Annotated in this window: 21 protein-coding genes; 3 read left to right on the top strand and 18 right to left on the bottom strand. The window is 42.5% G+C overall.

All coding sequences use genetic code 11. The features are described 5' to 3' along the window. Positions 1-9: 9 nt before the first annotated feature. Entirely contained in the window at positions 10-705 is a 696-nt protein-coding gene (locus tag EQG49_RS10235; protein ID WP_133363890.1) for a VTT domain-containing protein, read from the top strand. A gap of 146 nt (positions 706-851) precedes the next feature. Here EQG49_RS10235 and EQG49_RS10230 read toward each other — a convergent pair whose 3' ends face one another. The 5 genes from EQG49_RS10230 to EQG49_RS10210 form a co-directional block, all read right to left on the bottom strand. Continuing rightward, on the bottom strand, positions 852-1460 hold the full coding sequence (locus EQG49_RS10230) for a metallophosphoesterase family protein (RefSeq protein WP_133364576.1): 609 nt from the start codon (positions 1458-1460) through the stop codon (positions 852-854). A gap of 154 nt (positions 1461-1614) precedes the next feature. Further along, positions 1615-1893, bottom strand: a complete 279-nt coding sequence (locus EQG49_RS10225) for an acylphosphatase (RefSeq protein ID WP_133363889.1) — start codon at positions 1891-1893, stop codon at positions 1615-1617. Positions 1894-1921: 28 nt separating this feature from the next. After that, entirely contained in the window at positions 1922-3400 is a 1479-nt protein-coding gene (locus EQG49_RS10220) for a HAMP domain-containing sensor histidine kinase (RefSeq protein WP_133363888.1), read from the bottom strand. Positions 3401-3451: 51 nt separating this feature from the next. Further along, positions 3452-4147 carry a response regulator transcription factor gene (locus EQG49_RS10215; RefSeq protein WP_133363887.1) on the bottom strand — a complete coding sequence of 232 codons (696 nt, stop codon included), beginning with the start codon at positions 4145-4147 and terminating at the stop codon, positions 3452-3454. A gap of 158 nt (positions 4148-4305) precedes the next feature. Next, the gene (locus EQG49_RS10210; protein WP_133363886.1) at positions 4306-5868 is read right to left on the bottom strand and encodes a patatin-like phospholipase family protein; all 1563 of its coding nucleotides are present in this window, start codon (positions 5866-5868) and stop codon (positions 4306-4308) included. 114 nt (positions 5869-5982) lie between these two features. On the opposite strand from EQG49_RS10210, the gene EQG49_RS10205 reads away from it, so the two are divergent. Beyond that, positions 5983-6318, top strand: a complete 336-nt coding sequence (locus EQG49_RS10205) for a hypothetical protein (RefSeq protein ID WP_133363885.1) — start codon at positions 5983-5985, stop codon at positions 6316-6318. Positions 6319-6455: 137 nt separating this feature from the next. On the opposite strand, the gene msrB is transcribed toward EQG49_RS10205, so the two are convergent. Next, on the bottom strand, positions 6456-6890 hold the full coding sequence (gene msrB / locus EQG49_RS10200) for a peptide-methionine (R)-S-oxide reductase MsrB (RefSeq protein ID WP_133363884.1): 435 nt from the start codon (positions 6888-6890) through the stop codon (positions 6456-6458). Positions 6891-7030: 140 nt separating this feature from the next. Between msrB and EQG49_RS10195 the strand changes: the two genes are divergently transcribed. Next, positions 7031-8146, top strand: a complete 1116-nt coding sequence (locus tag EQG49_RS10195; RefSeq protein ID WP_133363883.1) for a Fic family protein — start codon at positions 7031-7033, stop codon at positions 8144-8146. 100 nt (positions 8147-8246) lie between these two features. Here EQG49_RS10195 and EQG49_RS10190 read toward each other — a convergent pair whose 3' ends face one another. The 12 genes from EQG49_RS10190 to EQG49_RS10135 all read right to left on the bottom strand — a co-directional run bounded on the left by EQG49_RS10190 (position 8247) and on the right by EQG49_RS10135 (position 23408). Further along, positions 8247-8606, bottom strand: a complete 360-nt coding sequence (locus EQG49_RS10190) for an iron-sulfur cluster biosynthesis family protein (protein WP_133363882.1) — start codon at positions 8604-8606, stop codon at positions 8247-8249. A 905-nt stretch (positions 8607-9511) separates the two neighbouring features. After that, complete coding sequence (gene thrS / locus EQG49_RS10185) at positions 9512-11464, bottom strand: threonine--tRNA ligase (protein WP_133363881.1); 1953 nt, start codon at positions 11462-11464, stop codon at positions 9512-9514. Between the two features lie 429 nt (positions 11465-11893). Beyond that, positions 11894-12832, bottom strand: coding sequence for a dihydroorotate oxidase (locus EQG49_RS10180; protein ID WP_133363880.1), 939 nt, complete (start codon positions 12830-12832; stop codon positions 11894-11896). Between the two features lie 51 nt (positions 12833-12883). After that, positions 12884-13303 (bottom strand): pyridoxamine 5'-phosphate oxidase family protein, encoded by a 420-nt coding sequence (locus EQG49_RS10175; RefSeq protein WP_165964869.1) that lies wholly within the window; start codon positions 13301-13303, stop codon positions 12884-12886. Between the two features lie 57 nt (positions 13304-13360). Continuing rightward, positions 13361-13999: an orotate phosphoribosyltransferase gene (gene pyrE / locus EQG49_RS10170; RefSeq protein WP_133363878.1), complete on the bottom strand. Its 639-nt coding sequence runs from the start codon at positions 13997-13999 to the stop codon at positions 13361-13363. Between the two features lies 1 nt (position 14000). Further along, the gene (gene pyrF, locus EQG49_RS10165; RefSeq protein WP_133363877.1) at positions 14001-14717 is read right to left on the bottom strand and encodes an orotidine-5'-phosphate decarboxylase; all 717 of its coding nucleotides are present in this window, start codon (positions 14715-14717) and stop codon (positions 14001-14003) included. Position 14718: 1 nt separating this feature from the next. Continuing rightward, on the bottom strand, positions 14719-15642 hold the full coding sequence (locus tag EQG49_RS10160; RefSeq protein WP_133363876.1) for a dihydroorotate dehydrogenase: 924 nt from the start codon (positions 15640-15642) through the stop codon (positions 14719-14721). A gap of 160 nt (positions 15643-15802) precedes the next feature. Then, on the bottom strand, positions 15803-18976 hold the full coding sequence (gene carB, locus EQG49_RS10155; protein WP_133363875.1) for a carbamoyl-phosphate synthase large subunit: 3174 nt from the start codon (positions 18974-18976) through the stop codon (positions 15803-15805). A 2-nt stretch (positions 18977-18978) separates the two neighbouring features. Beyond that, positions 18979-20067 carry a carbamoyl phosphate synthase small subunit gene (locus EQG49_RS10150; RefSeq protein WP_133363874.1) on the bottom strand — a complete coding sequence of 363 codons (1089 nt, stop codon included), beginning with the start codon at positions 20065-20067 and terminating at the stop codon, positions 18979-18981. Between the two features lie 7 nt (positions 20068-20074). Then, positions 20075-21331, bottom strand: a complete 1257-nt coding sequence (locus tag EQG49_RS10145; RefSeq protein WP_175577949.1) for a dihydroorotase — start codon at positions 21329-21331, stop codon at positions 20075-20077. A gap of 1 nt (position 21332) precedes the next feature. After that, on the bottom strand, positions 21333-22256 hold the full coding sequence (locus EQG49_RS10140) for an aspartate carbamoyltransferase catalytic subunit (protein WP_133363872.1): 924 nt from the start codon (positions 22254-22256) through the stop codon (positions 21333-21335). A gap of 450 nt (positions 22257-22706) precedes the next feature. After that, entirely contained in the window at positions 22707-23408 is a 702-nt protein-coding gene (locus tag EQG49_RS10135; protein WP_133363871.1) for a DUF805 domain-containing protein, read from the bottom strand. Positions 23409-23739: the final 331 nt, after the last annotated feature.

Here is a 23739-nt window from a genome sequence, read left to right as displayed (position 1 = left end):
AATATACTTATGGGTTTTCTATTTGATTTTATCTTACACATCGATGACCACATTGTGAACATCGTTAATACATTCGGTTCATGGACTTACTTGATTTTGTTTGCCGTGATTTTCATTGAAACTGGAGCGGTCATTATGCCATTCCTCCCAGGGGATTCACTACTGTTTGCCGCTGGAGCAATTAGCGCTAATCCACAATATGGTCTTGATCCATTCTTATTCGCTTTCCTATTCTGGGTTGCTGCGTTAACTGGTGACTCTTTGAACTTCTATATTGGTAAACACGTTGGTAAAGCGATGATGAATCACCACTTCTTCGGTCGCTTCATTAAGAAAGAATCAATTGAAGAAGCTGAACACTTCTTTGAAAAGCATGGTGCCGTAGCAATTATCTTGGCTCGTTATATGCCAATCATTCGGACTTTTGCACCATTCGTTGCAGGTGGTTCTGGCTTACCATATAAACGATTCATCAAGTACTCTGTCATTGGAGCCACAACTTGGACGATTTTGGCAACTGGTGCTGGTTACTTCTTTGGTAACATTCCATTTGTTAAAGAACACTTCTCAGCCGTAATTATTGGGATTGTTATCGTGACTGCTATTCCCGCAGTTGTTAGTGCACTTAAGAGCCAATTACGTAAGAAACATACTATGCCTAGTGAGCTTGCAAAAAAAGAAGCTGACACGGATACTGAAATTTAATCAATCACACTTCAATATAAAAAAGTTCACATACATCAAGGTAATGTGAACTTTTTTATTTGCATTCATATATTGAATAGTTCAACGTGTTTGCGTATTACTATCCAGACTTTTGATTTGGCGTCACCCTTGCCAATTGCAGAAAGTTAACGGCGTTTAGCAAAATCGTCACGCTTGCCTTGAATCATTTCAAAGATTTCTGCCTCGCTAAAGGGCGCTCCAAATGGGATTGGCGTCTGTAAGTAGTCTTTTTCTGGACTATCAATTCCCACATTCAGATTTTCTTTGATGGGTACGGTTGCGTTATGAATGTGCCCATGCAGATTAATCAAGTTCTGGTTAACCCCAAATAACATGGGGTAATGTGTTAAATAGAACTGATAGTGGTTCAGCTTAAAGTATGTCCCCACATCTTCAAAACTAAACTTTACTTTGCCATCATCTAACGCGTAGTTGTTCGTTGCTAAATATTTAAACAACGACCGACTATCATGATTACCTTTAATTAGTACTAAATGCCCATTTAATTGATTCAATACTTCCAGAATCATTGGATTACTTTCACTTGGCTTACGATTCAACATCGCGATATCCCCAAGATGATACACGGTATCCGTTGGAGTAACGCGCGCATTCCAATTTTCAATTATGGTTTTATGCATATTTTCAACCGTCCCAAATGGCCTTGGCGCAAAATGCTGCGACGTTAATAAGTCAGCATGGAAAAAATGTAAATCACTCACAACATAAATCATCATTTACCCTCCCTTATGTGATACTTTGTTTTCTATAATAACGCAAAAACGGGACTAGAACAAAATTCGTCCAATCCCGTTTGATTTCACTTTTGTTATCTAACATCCAAAGATGTGAAAATACCTCACAATTCCACCTCTTATGGATAGCATTTTAGTAGCGGGCTTTAAAATCCGTGTACACTTCTGGAGCAATTTCTTCAATTTCAAACCGATCAACATGTCCCGCTGGACTAGGTGAATTTTTGATAATCGTCACAAAATCATGTAATTTAGCTTCTGGTCCTGTTGCTTCTAACAACACCGAGCCATCCGGTTGATTCTGTACCCACCCAGTAATTTTCAATGAGTTTGCCACGCGAATCGCACTCCAGCGGAATCCAACACCTTGAACTCTACCCCATACTTGTATTCGATATGCTTTATTTGTCATATTAAAACCTCCAAAACGAAGTATCAATTTATTGTTGATTATTTCGCATTTCATCCAAGGTTACAACTGGCAACGTAATCCGGAAAATTGAACCGTGCCCTTCCGAGCTTTCCAAATTAATCGAGCCGCCATAGCCTTCAATCAACTTCTGCGCAATACTCAAGCCCAGACCATTACCGCCTTTTTCCCGTGAACGGGCTTTATCGACACGGTAAAAACGATCAAAGACGCGGGCTGCATTTTCCGGTGAAATTCCTTCACCAAAATCTTGTACAGCAACTTGAACTTCTTTAGCCGTCCGTGACATTGAAAAATGAATTTCCTTACGCTCTTGAGTATATTTTACCGCATTGTCTGAAAGAATTATCAAGACTTGCTCTAAATGATCACGATACATTGATACAATCGTCTCTTCATGCACATCATCTTCCAAACTAAACTTAAATTCCGGATGAATCATCTGGAAATTATTGTAAACTTGGTGAACCACATCTTGAACATCGGTTGCTTCATGACGGAAATTAATTTCCGTTTGTTCAGCCCGTGTCAAATCCAGCATTTCTTGCACCAACGTTTCCATCCGTTGCATTTCAGCTAATGATGCACTAATTGATTCATTCAAAATCTGTGGATCGTCTTTACCCCAACGGTTCAATAAATCCATGTGCCCCTTCACAATCGCCACCGGTGTCCGCAACTCATGCGAAACATCTTCTACGAATTGTGATTGCTGGTCAATGAATCGTTGCATTCGATCCAACATCTCATTTAAGATATCAGCCAAATCTGACAATTCATCATTTCGCGCCATTTCAGGCACACGGGTAACGGTTTGCGGATCTTTTTCAACTTCTGCAATCGTTTTGCTAATGTATTCGACCGGTCGCAAGAACCAATCAGCCAGCAAGTAACCCCACATAGAAATCGCCATTAAGCCCAGAATAATCAACACAACTAGTATATTGACTAGTTTGACATACATGACGTGATAATCTGACAAGCTGTCAATTACTTGAATATAACCAATAACTTGATCAGTTGTCCGTGAATGGACAGGTATTCGCCCAACTAAAACATTCCGCTTACCAACTTTGACTAGCTTTTTGCCGTTAATTTTGGCTTTACCTTGCATCTGGATTGGATTATTCCGCGTAGTAAACAATTGCACGCCGCTTTTATCAAACACCGTCAATGTAAAATTCTTACTTGCGACCGATGAAATTAATTCGTCGTTCAAAATTGACCGGACGTGCGTTTCATTATTTGGTCGCAAAGTTGGTTCGACCATATCGAGGGTTAAATTATTGGCGTCAGTTAACGAGAAACGCTGGTTAACTGCTTCCAATGCGCTGTTGACTTCACGCTTTTGATTATCGAGTGCATCTTGCGTGAACGCACGAAACATCAGTAATCCAAAGACAACAAAGACAACGAACACCCCGATGGTTGTGCCTAACGCCCACTTCCACTTGACAGAGAAGCGGCGATATTTATTATTTTCTGTCATAATTTTACCAAAAAGGACTCGACGAAACGCCGGGCCCTCTTTCCTAATTAATTAGTTGGCGCTCCGCATTACATAACCAGTACCACGAATGGTTTGAATGTATGAACGGGCACTTTCAGGGTCATCAATCTTATTCCGTAAGTAACGGACATAAACATCAACCACGTTAGTTTCAACTTCTGATTCGTAACCCCAAACACGCTTCAATAAATCATCACGGGCTTGCACGACATTGACGTTTTCCATCAAAGTTAAGAGCAATTCATATTCACGCTTCGTCAAGTTAATCACTTGATCGCCACGACGAACAATTCGGTTTTCCTTTTCGATAACCAAATCCTTAAACTTAACCGTTGATTGGTGGGGCGCATGTGCTTCGGTTTCAATATCAATCCGGCGAAGTAATGCACGCACACGGGCTAGTAATTCTTCAATCGCAAAAGGCTTCACGACGTAATCATCGGCACCATAATCGAGACCTGATACGCGGTCAATTACTGAATCGCGAGCAGTCATCATAATAATTGGGGTGTTCTTTGCTTCACGTAAACGCCGTGCAACTTCCAAACCACTCAACTCAGGTAACATTAAATCTAATAAAATAACATCGTAATCATTTTCTAAAGCAGCTTCTAGGCCAGAACGACCATTATCGCGGACTTCAGTTTCATAATTTTCATGTTGTAATTCAAGCTCAACAAAGCGAGCCAAGTTTTTTTCGTCTTCAATGACCAAAATCTTACTCATTTACTAACTCCTCACTCTTACTAATTTTCATTTTCTAATATTAACATTTTTCTCTAAGAATTGGTACTATTATTAATTATTTAGCGTATTTTAAGACTTTTATTAGAGAATAATCGCGCCTTTTTCAAGCGAAATCAGCTAATCACATCGTGGCTTTCTCATTTTTCTAATTGGCTATGCATTAAGGTGTAGAAGACCCCTGCCAAAATTGTCTCAGGATGTAAAACTGCATATGCTAGCGAAATCTCACCTTCAGGTAAATTAAAGGCACTTAAATCGCGCTGGTGTTCAAATCGACTTGTCAGTATGTCGATAAAGTAATCCGGATGATATACCTTACCTGGTGCCAGTTTAAGGTAATCCGCAATCAGTTCCAAAGTCGCTAACCCTTTTTGAGCATCAGTTGTCAATGACTGTCCCACAAACCGCTCGAGTAACCGTTGATATGCGAGTCGGACTGCCTCACTACCTAACAAGCCTTGCATCTGCATCGTCAGTTCTGTCGTGGCAAATAATGCGGACAAGTTATCCCACGAAACCTGCGCATAATCGGGTTGCCACGCAAATGTATACCGTAGCCCATAAAGCTTCCCTAGTAATTTTTGGGTTTCCAACCACCCTAGGCGCATATTAAACTCTGATTGGGTGGGTGAAAAATCTAGTAATGGTCCCAAATCCCATTTAGTCTCAATTTGATGCAGCACGACATCGCTTGGTAAATCAACCGCGCGAATCCGTCCTAGACCTTGGATATCAACGGCGTAGATTTCTTTGGCCCCTTGTTCAATTGCAACTTGAATTGGTAAATCATTGGAGTAGCCACCATCCATATAACGTTTTCCGTCAATTTCAACTGGCTCAACAACTGGGAAAAAGGCACTCGAGGCAACTACCCACTGCGTTAATTCTTCAGGTGTCATATCTTTATCAACCGTAACTATTTTTTGCAATAATCCGGTAGTTTCCGTCGTAATCAATGAAAATTTCACAATCGGGTTAACTAGCTCTTTTTGGGCAACCGGTAAAAATAAATCAAATAACTGGTCTTTAGATTTATAGTCACGGGTTACTAACTGACGTGCCATTGTTTGGGCGAATTCGGATTGCGTTTTCCCAATTTCATCGGTTCCGTAAACTTTTTGCGTGGTCAGCATACCCCAAACTTCATGTGCCGTTGTACTGTCCAAATGCTGCAACGACATCCCAGTGATTGCTCCCACTGAAACCCCGATTATTCCTTGGGGCACAATCTCAGCTGCTTTCAATGCATCAAACACCCCGGTTTGGAATGCGCCATGTGCTCCACCACCACCAAACACTAGGTAAATCGGATATTGGTATATTTTCACGAATCGTTGGTCTACTTGTTCAAAACCCATATCCCGTAATACTTTGTTATCCCAGGTTTCATCTAACGCCACACTAACTTGTCGATACCGTTTCGCACTGACGTATTCATCGAGCTGTTTCATCACTGCTGTTTTATCCGCCCCGTGCACAATAAAGGCAAATTTAACTTCAATACCATTTTGCGCCCGCTTGATTACAAAAATTGCAATTAATTCGTTTTTATCATCTTGAACACCAAATTGTTCGATTTGTGGTCCAAACACGCATTGTTCGTATCTTATTCGGGCTTGTTCTAGGTCTTTAGAAAATCCTAATAACTGTTCAAACCCATGCAGCGGTAAGGCTTGCTGGAGCATTTTTCTTATTTTCACAAAACAACCTCACTTTTACGTTTGCTTTTTAAAACAATTGTTCGTATACTGTAGTTAATCAAACGAATGTTCTTAATTACGAACAGACATGTTAAATGGAAGAAGGTCATCCTCATGCAAGAATATACTTACACTAACAGCACCAACCCATTTTTTAATAATCTGAAGAATTTCAAACGTATTTTGAACATTCCTGCCCGCAAAAAACGAATCCATCGCTATAACCAAATGCCTGCTTTTCAGATTATTGATTTTTTAGAACTGGCCTTAAACGGTCACGCAACGGTTACCGTCCAGACAAACGATTCTTTTTATTCCGAAGAAATTCACGAACAAACTGGTTATTTAATTCAGCAACCTGATGGTCAATTAGTTTTGCAATCAGCTTTTAGTCGTGTTGCCAGTCCTATCATGCCTGAACACATTCGCCATATTCGCTGGACGGCATAATTTTTTTGTTACCTTTATTGTAACTGATAAGTTGGGTAACAGGCACCCCGGACGTCCAAAACTCACACATTTCAACAAAATAATAGCGGCCAATGATACCAGAGAGTATCGTTGACCGCTTTATCTTTACTATTAAATTATTCAACTTGATCGAGGTAGGCGCCATAACCTTCAGCAACCATATCTGCCTTCGGAATAAAACGCAGTGCAGCAGAATTAATACAGTAGCGCAAACCGCCTTGGTCAAGTGGCCCATCCGTGAAAACGTGGCCTAAATGACTTTGTGCATCGCGACTAGTCACTTCCGTGCGTTCCATACCAAATGATTGATCCCGGTGTTCGGCAACCTCCCGATTATTGATTGGTTTGGTAAATGCTGGCCAACCACAGCCAGAATCATATTTAGCTGCTGAAGAAAAGAGTGGCTGACCACCCACAATATCAACGTAAATTCCCGACTCAAAGAAGTTATCGTATTGATTTACAAAAGGCGCTTCGGTGCCCTTTTCTTGCGTGACGCGATAACTTTCAGGTGTCAGGCCTTGAATTAGTTCATCTTTATTTTCTACCATTTTATTGCTCCTTCTTAATTTCTTTGGATTGAGAGATTCAAATAGCCCCATCTAGATTCGCAACGCTTAAACTTCCCTTGCTCAAAGCACTAAGATATTTTACACTTAGTGCAAACATTTAAATAAGGGGGTTAAAAATTATGGAATATCAACGCTTAGCTGCGATTACCGATACCCAGCACCGCCAAGACGAGTTACTAAGGCGGCAACAAATGCCTGGAACTATTAGCACGGCTACTACTTCGACCCTAGTTGAAATGATTGGGGCTTCAAGCAACTTAGTTTTTGTAGTGCCAACACAACAACTTCAAGCCTTGAGTGCTCAAATCTTTATTCAATCAGCTCAACTACAACGATTATTAACAAGTTTAGATTCATTTGCCCAGCAAATGTTTTTATTAGCCTGTCAAGATACGGAATACGATCGTCAATTTGCATTGTCGACTGATTTAGATCCACGTCAATTCCCAGGTCTGCGCATGCGCTTACGTGAAATTAGTGATGGTCATTTCCGTAATTTTACCGCAGCGCCAGAAGTTTACCAATTATACCGCCAATTAGCTAGCATGCAAATGGTTAGCGAACTTGGTAGCCAACAATTTCGCCAGCTCTGGCCAGGACTAACCGATGCGCACAGTTTTAGCAATGTCGGTGCCCGCGCTACTGATATTACTGATGATTTAAATCACATTGGTGCGTTTAGCCAAACCGCGGCACAAGCTAATCCCTTAATAAACCTAGCCATGACCTACTACCTATACGAACAAGTCCGCCCTTTTTATGATGGTAACTGTTTAACTGGTAGGCTGATTATCGCTAATCAACTTGGTCAAATCACAGATTCAATTACTGCATTATCGGTGGCACAAGCACTTACAAGTGTTTATGACCAACTCGAAACCGAATTCCAGCTAGCTAATCGGGGGCCTAATGAACATGAGCTCACTGAATTTGTCACAACCTTTTTAACCGGCGTTGTACAAGCACAAGCCCAACAACTAGCCCAACTTAAAAATAAAAGCGCATATCCACAACCAACTGCCCCACTCACGTTAACCGCGCTACCAGAAACTATCTATACCAAACTTGCAATTGCTAGCATTTTTGGACCAGCAAATTTAGTTTTTGACATCAAAAGCCTCGTGCGGTTAACCGGCACAAGTGCCCCAACGGTGACCAAAGCCGTCAATCAACTCATTGATTTGCAATTAGTCAATATTGAACGCACCCGCCCACTTGCCATTCAACTTAAATAAACAAAAACGAGTTTTCAGTGACAGGTCTTCAAGTAAGTTAGCCAAAATCTAACTACCTTGGAGACCTCGTGGTTCGCCGAAAACTCGTTTTATTTTGCGGCTAGGCCACGTATTTAGTCACGATTTGTAGTGCAGGATCAATGGTTTCGCTCTCACCCTTCAATTCCCAACGGTTAAAAGTTGGTTGTAAAGTGATTTTCATAACATCATTTAATGCATAATTAGCATATTCCTTACCAAGCATCGGTCCCAAGTTAGTGTTAATAACTTGTTGGTAATCCTTGATATCAGTATCTTTAGCAACAATGATAATCCGAAAAGCCACGTCAAGCGTGCATGACGCACCGTGTTCTGTAAACGGACCAACTCCATCGTCGAAATCCATTAGTACTGTATAGTCGTCATTAAAATACTTTTCTAACCGTGCAACTGCATTATCATCAAAATTTAAAGTAAACATTTTCCGTCCTCCTGCTTCAATTAACTATTATTTTGCTCCCCTACTTAACAAAATCTATTATAGCGTAGACTTCTTACGAACAGCAGTTAACTTACGGGCCTTTTATTTTGGACAACGCTCAACACCTAATAGTTATTGCAACAATAGTTTTACCACTTGCGTAAATTGATTCATTTTAAAAACAGGCGCATTATTTTCAATTATTTGCACGGATAGATAAATCGCTTATGACAACGATAAGAAATGCATTGATGACGATAAACACAAAAAGGCTAAAATTTTTCTAGCGTGGAATTTGGATATGTGTCTCAGATTGATTCCCACTACGAGGCTGGAACCAGTCTCTTAGTTAGTTTGAGCAGGCAGTCTGACTAGTCATATGCCGTAATCCTTGTCGCTGCAGATTTCGCGGTAATCAATAATTCCACGCTTATCTAGCGGAGTGGCTGGAAATCACTTTGTGGCCGGCAGGCTTTACACCGAAATGGGACGAACGTGACACCACGTGTCACGTTTGTCGCTGTGGGTAGAGCCAATCGGGCCTTATTTGTCCAGCGTAGCTACAAATGTGAGCAGTCTTTTGGCTTTAGCCATTAGACTGCCAGCTATCCCGAATTGCCCAAGACAGACATTCAGCCTGGAAGGCTAATCTAATCGGGTTTTGATTAGATTCAGTTGTTTGTTGCAAACAAACTGCTGGAATGTTTTGCGTTGCCGTACCTCAGGCATAAGCAAGCGGCTTGGGCATGTGCTTCCATTTCGGTGCACAATGTGATTTTCAGGCACACAGTGGCATCATACATCTCGTCACATTTTATAAATTCCACGTTAGACGAAACAAGGCTCGGTAATTCACTTAAATACAAAAATAGACCTGACGCGAAATCAGGTCTATTGCTTATTAATTATTTTTCAACTGGACGTGAGTAGTTCGCAATATCAGTTAAGATAGTGTCGAAGAAATCAGCTGACTTCATTGAAGTTGTGTTGTCTTCACCGTGAAGACGGACTGCAACTTCGCCATTGTTCTTTTCTTGATCACCAACAACCAAGATATATGGAACCTTACTTGTTTGGGCGTCACGAATCAAGTAACCCATCTTTTCATTACGCGTATCCACAGTTGCACGGACATTCATAACTTGGAGCTTACGCAAAATTTCATCAGCGTATTCGCCGTGAGCTTCGTTGTTAACTGGAATGATAACTGCTTGCTTAGGTGCCAACCAAGTTGGGAACGCCCCCTTGTACAATTCAGTAAGGTAGGCAGTGAAACGTTCCATCGTTGAAATCAAACCACGGTGAATCATAACTGGACGGTGCGTGTTTTGACCATCTTCACCAACATAAGTAAGATCGAACTTTTCAGGTAACAAGAAGTCAAGTTGGATTGTTGATAAAGTTTCTTCACCACCCAAGGCTGTCTTGATTTGAACGTCAAGCTTAGGACCGTAGAAAGCAGCTTCGCCTTCTGCTTCAAAGTATTCAAGCCCCATGTCATCCATGGCTGTCTTCAACATCTTTTGGCTTCGGTTCCACATTTCGTCATCTTCAAAGTACTTTTCAGTGTTTTCAGGATCACGGTATGAAAGACGGAAACGGTAATCAGTAATGTTAAAGTCGCGGTAAACTTCAACCATCAACTTCAAGATTGACTTGAATTCTTCTTCGACTTGGTCAAGTGTCACGAAAGTGTGTCCATCGTTCAATGACATTTCACGGACACGTGACAAACCAGTCAAGGCACCTGATTTTTCATAACGGTGCATCATACCAATTTCGGCAATCCGAATTGGCAATTCACGGTATGAGTGGACGTGGTGCTTGTAAACTTGAATGTGTGATGGGCAGTTCATTGGACGCAATTCAAGGAATTCGCCATCCCCCATGTCCATTGGTGGGAACATATCATCATGATAGTGATCCCAGTGACCTGATTGCTTGTACAAGTTCAAGTTAGACATGATTGGTGTATACACGTGTTGGTAACCGTGTTGGAGTTCCTTGTCAACAATATAACGTTCCAAAGTACGACGGATAGTTGCACCATTTGGCATCCAAACTGGCAAACCGGCACCGACTTCGGCAGAAGTGAAGAACAAGTCTAAGTCCTTACCAATCTTACGGTGGTCACGTTCCTTAGCGTCTTCACGACGAGCTAATTCAGCTTCCACATCAGCAGCCTTCCAGAAGGCAGTTCCGTAGATCCGTTGCATCATTGGGTTTGATGACTTACCACGCCAGTAAGCACCGGCAACAGAAGTCAACTTGAAGTTTTTAATCATACCAGTTGATGGTACGTGACCACCACGACATAAGTCAGTGAATTCACCTTGTGTGTAGGCTGTGATAACTTCGTCTTCTGGCAAGTCCGTAATCAATTCAACTTTATAAGGATCGCTAGCAAAGAATTCCAACGCTTCGGCACGTGACATTTCACGGCCTTCGATAGGCAAGTCTTCTTTCACAATTTTCTTCATTTCTGCTTCAATTGCGGGGAATTCATCAACAGAAACTTGACCAGCAGGACGATCAGTATCGTAGTAGAAGCCATGTTCAATCGCTGGACCAACGCCAAAGTGCGTATCTGGGTGGAGACGCTTCAAAGCTTGCGCCAACAAGTGGGCAGCTGAGTGCCGCAAGATTTCGAGTGATTCTTCTGAATCCTTAGTGATGATTTCAAGTGAACCATCGCTTTCAATACCTTCGTTCAAGCCAACGTACTTGTCGTTAAACTTACCAGCAACTGATTTCTTAGCTAATGAAGTTGAGATACTCTTAGCAATTTCATTTGTCGTGATGCCTGCTTCAAATTGCTTAACTGAACCATCTGGGAAAGTAATGTTAATTTCTGCCATATGCTAAATACTCCTTCAAATTTTTAAATATAGTTATGATGATTAATAATCCAGCACCCCACGTCATGTTGTAGGTAAACAAAAAATCCCCCACCGCACACAAAAATGTGCGATGAAGGACGTCATTTACAAACGTGGTACCACCTTGTATTCGTGTTAGCCAAATAATTGGTTAACACCTCGAACGTTGAATAACGGTGACGAACCGGACATAGTTCACTATGCCATTTTACAAGTTAGTCAACATTAGGTACACAACAGTGAGTTCACAGCTAAGACTCACATTCTCTGTGATGTGCCACCTAATGCCGGTGTCTTGATCATTAATTTATGTCTCTAATTAAAGCACGTAATCCGACTTTGTGCAAGCGCAAACTATTTTTTAGCCCGCATAACTTGCCGCCACAGCCGGGTAACCGTACGAACGGATTATTCGATGATCTTTAATTGCCCACGGAAATCGTCAACTGATGTATAACCTTTTTCCGCCATAATTGCTAACAGTTCTTGTTCTAAGCGGGCAAACATGCTTGGTCCTTCAAATTGGAGTTGCGTTCCCACTGAAACAAGATCTGCACCACATAAAATGTGTTCGTACACGTCGCGGCCATTAACTACCCCCCCAGTACCAATCATTTTGATAGTAGGATTGAGTCGTTGCCGGAAAGCGCGCACGTTGGCTAAAGCAGTTGGCTTGGCCAATGCGCCACCAATACCACCAAACCCACCCTTAGGTTTAATTACAACGGTATCAGTGTCTTCGTTAATCCATAATCCGTTCCCAATCGAATTGATTGTGTTAACGTGTGCCAATGGGAATTTGTTCAAAATTTTGGCCATGTCATCAAAATGTACAATGTCAAAGTATGGTGGCATTTTAACGCCTAATGGCTTCGTGAAGAATGCAAATACTTCCGTTAACAAACGTTCGGTCGTTTCAAAATCATACGCAGTTTGGGGTTTACCTGGTACGTTTGGGCATGACAAGTTCAACTCCGTAATACCCATAAAGCTTGAGTCTTGAACCTTGTGCAAAATATCAAGGTTCTCTGTGTATGATACCCCAGCAACTGACAACAACATTGGCTTGTCCGCTTGTTTAGTTGTCACATAATCCAAGTAATAATCTAAACCTTCATTAGGTAATCCCATCGAATTAATTGAGCCTAAAGGAATCTTGCTCAACCGTGGGCTAGGGTTGCCGGCTCGGTAAGCTGATGTTGCACTTTTAGTGATAATCGCGCCGGTACCTTTGGTTGCGAGTAATTCATCTAATTCGGCCGTCGTTTGACAGTGAACACCTGATGCATTCAAGAAAATATCATCGAACTTAATTCCGGCAATTTCAGCGTGTAATGCTTGTGACATAACATTCTCCTTGTATATACTTCAGTGGCTAATTTTACGTAGTATTATCGACTAATCAAATTCAACAATTTCGTGTGAAGTCCATGTATCTAGCTTAGCAGACTTAAAGGTAATTTCATAAACGACTTCAGCAAGTAACACGGCTTCCGGCATCATATCCAAGAAACCCGGAATTTGTTCACCAAAGAGCTCTTTAACATCTGCTACTGACTTGTCTGATAATTTGATTGTTGTGGTATTTGAAGAAATCACCGCGCCACTTTCAGTTGGCAACGTAATTACCGCAACTTTTTCATTTGAGGCAAACTCAGTGGCTTTTGGCGCGGTTGGTGCTGTGATAACGTACCAGATATTACCACCTGCAACTGGTGTTGCAAAACGCATAATGCGGCTAGATGGTTGGTTATTTACAGCTGATGAGACCACCACTGTATTAGTATTTTTAACAAATTCGGCAAATTTTTCGCTCATAATCATTTCCCCTTATAATAACGTATTTATCAATCCAGCTAGTTGCGTGCGCCTAGTTTATTTTCCCCAAGCAGCAGGGTCTTGTTTCCACGCATGCAATGTTGCCATTTCGTCTTCTTTGATGTAACCTTCTTGGCTCGCCACGTCCACGAGCGTTGAATAATTTGTCAAAGACTTGTATGGCAAACCAGCATTGGCAAAGTTTGTATCGCCAGCTGGTAATTCATACGTAAAGATTGAAACAACGCCCAAAACGTTAGCACCTTCCTTACGCGCAGCTTCAACTCCACCTAATACTGAACCACCGGTTGAAATCAAATCATCAATCAAGACAATTTTCTTGCCATCAACTAAGCGGCCTTCAATTTGCCGACCTGCACCATGATCTTTAGGTTTTGAACGTACGTATACCATGGGTAAATCAAGTAAATCGGCAACCCAAGCAGCGTGGGGAATCCCCGCAGTTGCTACACCGCCAATAATTTCAACATCTGGATATTCACGCTTAATTAAATCCGCTAAACCTTGCGCAATTAATTTACGCACGGCTGGATAACCGATTGTTTCGCGATTGTCAGTATAGATGGGACTTTTAAGGCCTGATGCCCATGTGAATGGTTCTTTAGGTTGGAGCTTAACTGCCTTAATCGCTAATAATTGAGTCGCAACTTGAGCTTCGATTGATTGTTCTGTCATATTATTTTTCTCCGTTAAATTCAGTAAGGACGCGTTTATATGCTACATGGACATCTGTTGCCTTGGTAATCGACCGGCCAACTACGATTCCATCGGCAGTTTCCAGTGCCGCTTGGGCTGGGGTCATAATCCGGCTTTGATCTCCCGCATCATCTCCCGTTAAACGAATCCCTGGGGTAATAACTAAGAAATCGGGGCTAGTTGCCTCATGGATTTTACGTGCTTCATAAGCAGACGCAATGACCCCATCAGCACCGGCTGCCTGAGCTAGTTTAGCTAGATACAAGACTGAAGTTGTCATACTGACACTAACTAATTGCGTTACTTGCATTTCAGCTTCAGAAAATGAAGTTAGTTGCGTGATGGCTAGTAAGGTTGGTTGTGCAAACCCAGCGGCTTTGGCACCTGCTAGTAAACCTTTTTTAGCCCCCGCAATCATCCGTGCTCCACCCGCGGCATGCACAGTCACAATGTCCACACCCAGTTGACCAATTTGGTAGGCCGCATGTTCGACCGTATTTGGGATATCATACATTTTGACATCTAAAAAGATTTTAAATCCTTGGGCTTTTAATTCACGGACAAATGCAGGCCCGGCGCTGTAAAATAATTCCATGCCAACTTTGACGTATGGTTTTTCAGGCATATCAAGCTTACTTAAGAACGCGAAAGCTTGTTGTTCATTTTCAAAATCTAACGCAATAATTACCGGCTTCATCTTAGCCCTCCAGCGAATTAGTAACTTCAGTAACTTTATCAAACCCGTACTTAGTCAGTGCATCTGGCAGTTCACTGATAATGTTGGGCATTGTTTGATTATCATCATAATTGGCAGTACCAACTTGAATCGCACTTGCACCGGCCATCATTAATTCTAATGCATCATCAGTTGTATAAACGCCGCCCACCCCGATAACCGGAATCTTGACGGCCTTAGCAACTAACTCAACCATGCGAACCGCAATTGGGTGAACTGATTCGCCTGACAAACCACCGGTTCGGTTTGCCAAGACTGGTTTGCGTGTGTTCAAATCGAGTCGCATTGACATCAAGGTATTAATTAGAACCAGTGCATCGGCGCCACCTTCTTCGGCAGCTTTGGCGATAAGAGCAATATTAGTAACATTTGGTGAGAGCTTCACATAGATTGGTAAATCCACCACACGTTTGATCTTTTGTGTTAATTCAAACACGACCACTGGATCAACGCCAAACTCCATGCCACCCTTGTCGACATTCGGACATGAAACGTTAACTTCAATCGCTTTGACATTCGGCGCGGTCGCAATCCGCTTAGCCAATTCAACGTATTCGGCTTGTGTTTCACCCGCAATCGATGCAATCACTGATAAGTCGGGATATTTTTGTGCGAGTGCTGGTAGCTTTTCGTCAAGCACCGCTTCAACTCCAGGGTTCCGCAAGCCAACGGCATTTAACGTTGATGCCACCCCATGCGCATATTGTGGCCACGCATTGCCTTCACGTGGTTCAAGCGTTGTCGTCTTAGTAACCAGCGCACCAAGCAAATTTAAATCAAATTCGTTTTCATGCTCTACCCCGAAAGCAAACGTTCCACTTGCGGGCATAATTGGATTTTTTAAAGTAATGCCGGGCAGTTCCACGGCTAAACGCTTATCAGTCATATTTCAAATCTCCCGTATTTGTTTAAATATTGGCAACCAGACATATTTGTTTTACGCTTTGAATGTAATTCGAGCAAATATTCCACGTAAAACAACTTGGTGCCTATGTACCCCACCACACTAGTTTGCGGTGGGCTTATTTTAATTGTTAATGCTATTTTTAGAGGGCAATCACATTAAAGGCTTGATCTTCAAGCACTTGCAGGAATGCTGAAACTGTATCCAACGCGGTGAACAATGGCACTGCATTTTCAATCGCAGCTGCACGAATTTCAGAACCATCGGCAGCCGTCCGACGTGATGCATCCATGGTGTTAACCACGATTTGTAACTTACGATCACGCAATGCTGTGACCGCATTAAATTCTGAATCGCTTAGCTTATCAATTGTCATAACGTCCAAGCCGGCGTCGGTAAAGGCAGCTGCCGTTCCTGCCGTAGCAAAGACTTGGAAGCCTAAGCTCCGGAAACGTTTTGCTAACGCGAATGATTCTTCCTTGTCGCCATCAGCAACTGTGAACAAGACGTTACCATACTTAGGGACTTTGATGTTTGAAGCAACGAATGCTTTATACAAGGCCTTAGGTAAAGTTACATCAGAACCCATCACTTCACCAGTTGACTTCATTTCAGGTCCCAATGAGCTATCAACTAATGGCAACTTCGTGAAACTGAAGATTGGTGCTTTCACATGCACAGTGTCACCGGCTGGTACTAACCCAGTTTTAAAGCCCATGTCAGCAAGTTTTGAACCAAGCATTACTTGCGTTGCGACTTGTGCCAATGGAATGTTAGTTACCTTTGAGATGAATGGTACTGTCCGTGATGCCCGTGGGTTCACTTCAATCACGTACGCTTTTTCATCGTGAATAACGAATTGGACATTCATCAAACCAAAAGTTTTTAAGCTCTTTGCTAATTTGATTGAAGCGTCAATGATTTGGTCTTTCACTGATTGACTCATGTATTGTGGCGGATATACACCCATTGAATCACCTGAGTGCACACCGGCACGTTCGATGTGTTCCATAATTCCTGGAATCACAACCGTTTCACCATCTGAGAGGACATCTACTTCAGCTTCAGAACCGACCAAGTATGAGTCAATCAAAACTGGGTGATCATTTGAAACTTTAACAGCGCGGTTCATGTAATCTTGTAAGTCTTCGTTTGATGAGACAATTTCCATTGCCCGACCACCGAGGACGTATGAAGGACGAACCAAGACAGGGTAGCCAACTTCTTCAGCTGCTTGTAGTGCACCTTCAACCGTCGTAGCTGTGGCACCAACTGGTTGTGGTAATGCGAGTGACTTAATCACTTGATCAAACAATTCCCGGTCTTCAGCGCGGTCTAAGTCTTCAACTTGCGTTCCTAAGACTTTAACCCCACGATCATGCAATGGTGCGGCTAAGTTAATCGCCGTTTGTCCACCGAATTGGACAACAACTCCAAGTGGTTGTTCCAAATCAATCACGTTCATGACATCTTCCAACGTCAATGGTTCAAAGTACAACTTATCAGATACGGAGAAGTCAGTTGAAACCGTTTCTGGGTTTGAGTTCATAATGATGGCTTCGTAGCCAGCTTTTTGAATCGCTTTAACTGAGTGTACCGTTGCATAATCAAACTCGACCCCTTGTCCGATACGGATAGGGCCTGAACCCAACACGATTACAGATGGTTTCTTAGTAACTTCTGATTCGTTTTCTTTTTCATAAGTTGCATAGTAATAAGGTGTCGCTGATGTAAATTCAGCGGCTACAGTATCCACCATTTTGTAAACTGGCTTAATGCCCGCTTGGATCCGTTTTTCCCGAATCGCATCAGCAGTTGAGTGCCAGTACTTAGCAATCGTTTCATCCGCAAAACCATTTTTCTTAGCATATAACAATGTGTCATCGTCAAATGCTGATTTCAATGATTGTTCGATTTCAATAATGTGGAGGACTTTATCCAAGAAGAACTCATCAATCTTCGTCTTTTCATGGATAACTTCCAACGACACACCGCGCCGGAGTAAGTCAGCAATCATGAACAAACGATCATCACGGGCTGGCATCAAGTGGTTCAATAATTCTTCGTCATTCCATTCTGGGAATGTGATGTCATCTAAGTGTGTCGCCCCAATTTCCAATGAGCGCACAGCTTTAAGAATTGATTCTTCTAAGTTCCGCCCGATTGCCATGACTTCACCGGTGGCCTTCATTTGTGTACCTAAGTTACGATCAGCTGACGCAAACTTATCGAAAGGCCAGCGCGGAATCTTCGTAATAACGTAATCTAAAGCGGGTTCAAATTCAGCCAACGTTGTACCAGTAACGGGGTTCATGATTTCATCTAAGTGTAAGCCAACCGCAATTTTGGCGGCCATCTTAGCAATTGGGTAACCCGTCGCTTTAGAAGCCAACGCTGATGAACGTGAGACCCGGGGGTTAACTTCAATGATGTAATACTTGAAGCTCTTAGGATCAAGCGCCATTTGGATATTAACCCCACCTTCAATTTTCAAAGCGCGAATAATTTTCAAAGCAGCGTCACGCATCATTTGGTATTCACGGTCGGATAATGTTTGGACTGGTGCGACCACAATTGAATCCCCCGTGTGAATTCCAACGGGATCAAAGTTTTCCATTGAGGCCACAATCAACGCATTGTCAGCGGCATCACGCATTACTTCAAATTCGATTTCTTTGAAACCGGCAATTGAGCGTTCAACTAGGACTTGGGTAACTGGTGAGAGTTCCAAACCGTTTGCTGTAATTTCATAAAGTTCTTCTTCATTGTAAACGAAGCCACCACCAGTCCCACCAAGCGTGTAAGCTGGGCGGATAACAACTGGATATCCGATTTCATCAACGAATGCCTTTGCTTCTTCAACGGTGGTCGCAATCACTGATTCAGGAATTGGTTCGTTTAAGCGTTCCATCAATTCCTTGAATTCTTCACGATCTTCAGCTTCTTCGATGGCTTCAAGCTTAGTCCCAAGAAGTTCAATCTTGAATTCCGCTAAGATACCGGCTTCAGCTAATTCCTTGGCCATGTTCAAACCAGTTTGACCACCAAGTGTTGGTAAGATAGCATCTGGTAATTCTTGGCGAATAATCCGTTCCACAAACTCCAAGCTAATTGGTTCGATGAAAACTTTATCCGCGATTTCCTTATCAGTCATGATCGTGGCTGGGTTGGAGTTAATCAAGATAACTTCGTAGCCTTCTTCTTTCAAAGACATACAAGCTTGCGTTCCTGAGTAATCAAATTCAGCCGCTTGACCAATAATAATTGGACCAGAACCAATCACCATGATTTTTTTAATATCGTTACGTTTAGGCATGACTAGTTGTTTCCTCCCTTAGCTTGTTGGGTTTCTTTAATCATTGTTAAGAAATCATCGAATAAGTATTCGGCATCGTGTGGACCAGGCGCTGCATCTGGGTGGAATTGGACTGAGAAAGCTGGTTTTGACTTCAAACGCAAACCTTCAACCGTGTGATCGTTCACTTCTTCATGCGTAACTTCCAAGTCAGTACCAACCAATGAATCCGCTGAAACAGCGTACCCATGGTTTTGTGAAGTGAAATCTGAGTTACTCTTACGTAAGTCACGGACTGCGTGGTTAAATCCGCGGTGACCAAACTTCATCTTGTAGGTTGAAGCCCCATTGGCCAAGGCGAATAATTGGTGTCCTAAACAAATTCCCATCAATGGCATTTTTTCTTCCAGTGTTTGGATAGTTGGAATTGCGTAAGCAGCATCTTCTGGATCCCCAGGGCCATTTGACAAGAGTACGCCATCTGGGTCAGCAGCTAAAACTGTTTCAGCATCCACATCTGCCGGGAACACCATCACATTGACCCCACGTTTTGCTAAGGCCCGTAAGATTGAGTTCTTCAAGCCAAAATCAATCAAGGCAATTGAGACGCCATCAGTTGGTGCTTGGTAAATCGTCTTCGTCGTTGCTTTTTCCACTTGGTTAGTAGGTAACGTCATCGCAATCAAATCAGCCACGGTTGTTTCAGTAACTTCATCAACTAAAGTTGCTTTCATCGTACCAGCTTCCCGCAATTCCTTGGTCAGCGCACGAGTATCAACGCCGCTAATCCCTGGTAAGCTTTGCTTTTCAGCATATTCAGCCAAACTCATTTGTGAGCGGAAGTTACTTGGGCGCCGTGCCGCTTCATGGACAACAATCGCTTCAGCAGCTGGTGTTAGACTTTCAAAATCATCCCGGTTAATACCGTAGTTCCCAATCAATGGGTAAGTGAAAACAATCATTTGACCGTGATAACTCGCATCAGTAATTGTTTCTTGGTAACCAGACATCCCCGTATTGAAGACGAGCTCACCGACGGCCGTTGCGGCTGCCCCGAAAGCTTCACCTTCATAAACTGAACCATTTTCAAGTACTAAATAACGTTTTTGCATAACTTCCCTACTCTCCATATACTTGCTGTCCGTCAACAAATGTTGCTACTGTTGTCCCGTAAACTTTCTCACCGATGAATGGCGTATTTTTGCCTTTTGAAACAAATTCATCCGCAGTAATCGTATGTTCATTTTCTGTATCAAAAATTGCGATATCGGCTGGCGTACCAACCTTTAATTCACCGCCCTTAATTCCAAAGGCTTTAGCTGGGTTAGTTGCCATCCATTGCGTAACCGTTTGTATATCAACCAAACCGCTTTTAACAAAATGGGTATAAATCAGTTCAAAGGCAGTTTCAATTCCCGTAATCCCAAAGGCTGCTTCGAGCATTGAGCCGGTTTTTTCTTCGGCACTGTGGGGCGCGTGATCGGTTGCAATCATGTCAATCGTGCCATCGAGTAATCCGGCAATCAATGCTTGGCGATCTGCGGGTGCCCGCAGTGGTGGATTCATCTTCATCATTGGGTTATCACCATCAATCATGCTGTCATCTAACAGCAAGTGGTGTGGTGAAACTTCTGCGGTCACATGTACTCCATGTTCCTTAGCGATACGTACTAACTCAACGGATTCCTTCGTCGAAATGTGGGCCACGTGGTAGTGCACGCCAGTTGCTTGTGCCAAGACCAAATCGCGGGCAAGTTGTGATGATTCACTCAAACCGGTCATACCTGGTAAACCGAGCTTATCAGCAACAGGACCAGCGTTCATCACACCACCGTGTAACAAACTGTCGTCCTCGATGTGTGCAACAATTGCTTTACCAACTCGTTTGGCTGCTTGCATAGCTTGTAACATCGTATCCGCAGTTTGGACACCTTTACCATCGTTAGTGAAGGCTACTGCACCCAATGTTGCTAGCTTTTCAATTTCATTAATATGTTCATCTGTTAAACCACCAGAGATAGCTGCGTATTGATATGTTTTTATTATGCTGTCAGCTGCATTCTTATCAGTCACAAATTTAAACGCTTCGGCATTATCAGGCACCGGATTCAAGTTTGGCATGGCAAAGACTGTTGTAAAGCCCCCGCGCGCTGAAGCAGCGGTCCCTGACGCAATCGTTTCTTTATATTCAAAACCAGGTTCGCGGAAATGCACGTGCACATCAACTAAGCCCGGCATAACTAAATGACCTTTTGCATCGTAAACGTTTGCACCTGAATCTTCAATTTTCTTACCAATTTCAGCGATCTTACCGTCAACGACCAGGATGTCGCGGGCTTGACCTTCTACTAAACCATTTTTAATTAATAAGCGCATGTTAGTCCTCCAATAAGTTACGAGCATTCAAGATTTGTTCTAAAATCGCCATTCGAGCATAGACCCCATTTTGCATTTGTTTGAAAATCCGTGATTGCGGTGCTTCAACCAAATCAGATGAAATTTCAATGCCGCGATTAACTGGGGCTGGGTGCATTAAAATTGCGGTTGGCTTCAATGTTTTCGCGAGTTCGTCGGTCAAGCCGTATTGCGTGTGATATTCGGTTGCTGTGAATGTTTCCACCGCTTGATGATCAAGGCGTTCAAGTTGCACCCGTAATAACATCACCACGTCCAACTGCGGGAGTAGTTCATCAATCGCCACATGCTCACCGAATTCAGCAAAATCAGCTGGATACCAATCTTTTGGCCCCGAGAAGAAAACCTCAGCACCCAAGCGCTTCAAGATTTCCGCATTGGAACGGGCGACCCGTGAATGGGCTAAGTCCCCAATAATTCCGACCTTTAACCCCTCGAAGTGGTTAAACTCATCATGAATTGTCATTAAATCTAGTAAGCTTTGTGATGGATGTTGGCCATTACCATCGCCCCCATTAACTAATGCCGTGCTAATGTTGTCATCGGCAACCAGTGGCTCATACCAGCCTCGTTGGCTATGCCGAATGACCGCAATGTCCACGCCAATCGCTTGTAAAGTTTTGACGGTATCGCTTAATGATTCACCTTTAGTCACTGAGCTTGTTGATGGGTTAACATCAATCAGTTGGATTCCCAAGCGTTTTTGCGCCATTTGAAATGAACTATGTGTCCGTGTACTGTTTTCAAAAAATAAGTTAGCGGCAAAAACTGGCCGTTTTAAGTGAACTTGTTTTCCATCCCGAAATGCATAAGCCGTATTCAATAATTCAATGAGCTTGTCATTTGATAATTCGTTGATGTTTAAAAAGTTAGCTAAACCTGTCATGATTGCGATATCCTTCCCAAATCCTCATTGTGCAAATCCAAAATTACATTTACCTGTAACCAAACCTTTTAGTAACGTTTTTGCTGAAAATAAAAACGGCTACCCTACTCCAAAGAGAGGGCAGCCGAAACTGTCATAATATGCGTAAACCGATGCATCTCTCTCTGGAGGCTAAATTAATTGGTCGTATCTATTATTAAATTGTACATAAGTAACAAATCGTTGTTGCAAGTGTCTCGTGCTTATTGGGATAAAAAAACTCCCCGCACCATGAGTATGGTCGGAGAGTATCGTAAGTCATGTCTAAAGCTATCTCGTAGCTGTATACTTGCCTTGCGTGGCTCTCTGGCCAACAATTAAAGGACGCTTGCGTTTCATTAAGTATAGCAGTCATATATACAAAATACAACGGTTAATTGGCGTAATTACCGAACAATCTAGTAAAAGGATTTACAGATTATTCAGTTGAGTTGAAATTTGTTCGGGATTGTTTTGCACATTGACAAAAAGCATGGCGATAAGTGCGGCAATCCCCCCGACTACGACAATAATTATCGCGCCGTAAAGCAACCAGTTACGTAACAGGTGTTCTGGTGTAAATTCAGTTTGGCGCCGAGTCTTTTTGCCTACTAGCGCCGTTGGAATCAAGGAAACAACAAAGAAAAATAATCCCCCAAGATCACCTAACAACCATAACAATCCCAATAATGGTGGCATATCGACATCACGTAGCCTACGGACTGAACGGGCAATCGTTGGTAACGCAAGCGCTAGACCAAATATCGCTAACACGACTAAACCAATAATACTGACAACCACCCCAGCGTTCGTGGCTGCCTCAGTCCCAATCCCAAACAAAATACCGATTGGCAAGCCAAAAACAACACTAATAATTGCCCCAATGATGTACAGACCTAAAGTCCCCCACCAAAAATCCCCTCGCGTCGCCCGCGAGGTAAAATCAAATGCGTGCGTAAAAAATTGCTTAGTTGCCGGAATTAAACTCGTTTCTGCATCACTAGGATTAACTAGCGTGGGCTGTTGATATCCATTCACAGCCGGTTCAACTAGTTGTGTTTCTATAGAATGCGAATCATCTTCCTTAATCCCTGATTCATATTCATGATCGATGTATTCTTTTTCTTCAGACATAATGATAACCTCCAATACTTTTATTTAGCGCCATATCTTCGATGCTGGTAATACTACTAACATAACAGTCCTAAGCTAAGCCACGGAATGAGTAATAAGATAGCTAACAACAGAAAACTGAAAGGCTTGATACTTTAAGTATACAATATGCCCTAATATTGTGCATTTATCAACTTAGTAATATCGAATTAATGATGTCTATTGGTCCTCTTTTTTTCCATACTACCGTGGACTGTGGTTAGCAACTATTTTTAGCTAGTTTGAGTATTATTCCTAACTAACGGAGTGGCGGTAAATTACTTGGCGGGCGCAGCCTTTACACCGCGACTGG

Origin of the sequence: Periweissella cryptocerci (assembly GCF_004358325.1) — a bacterium.
Taxonomy (GTDB): Bacteria; Bacillota; Bacilli; order Lactobacillales; family Lactobacillaceae; genus Periweissella; species Periweissella cryptocerci.
The sequence above is the reverse complement of the archived record's forward strand: the minus strand, read 5'-3'. Positions and strand labels throughout refer to the sequence as shown.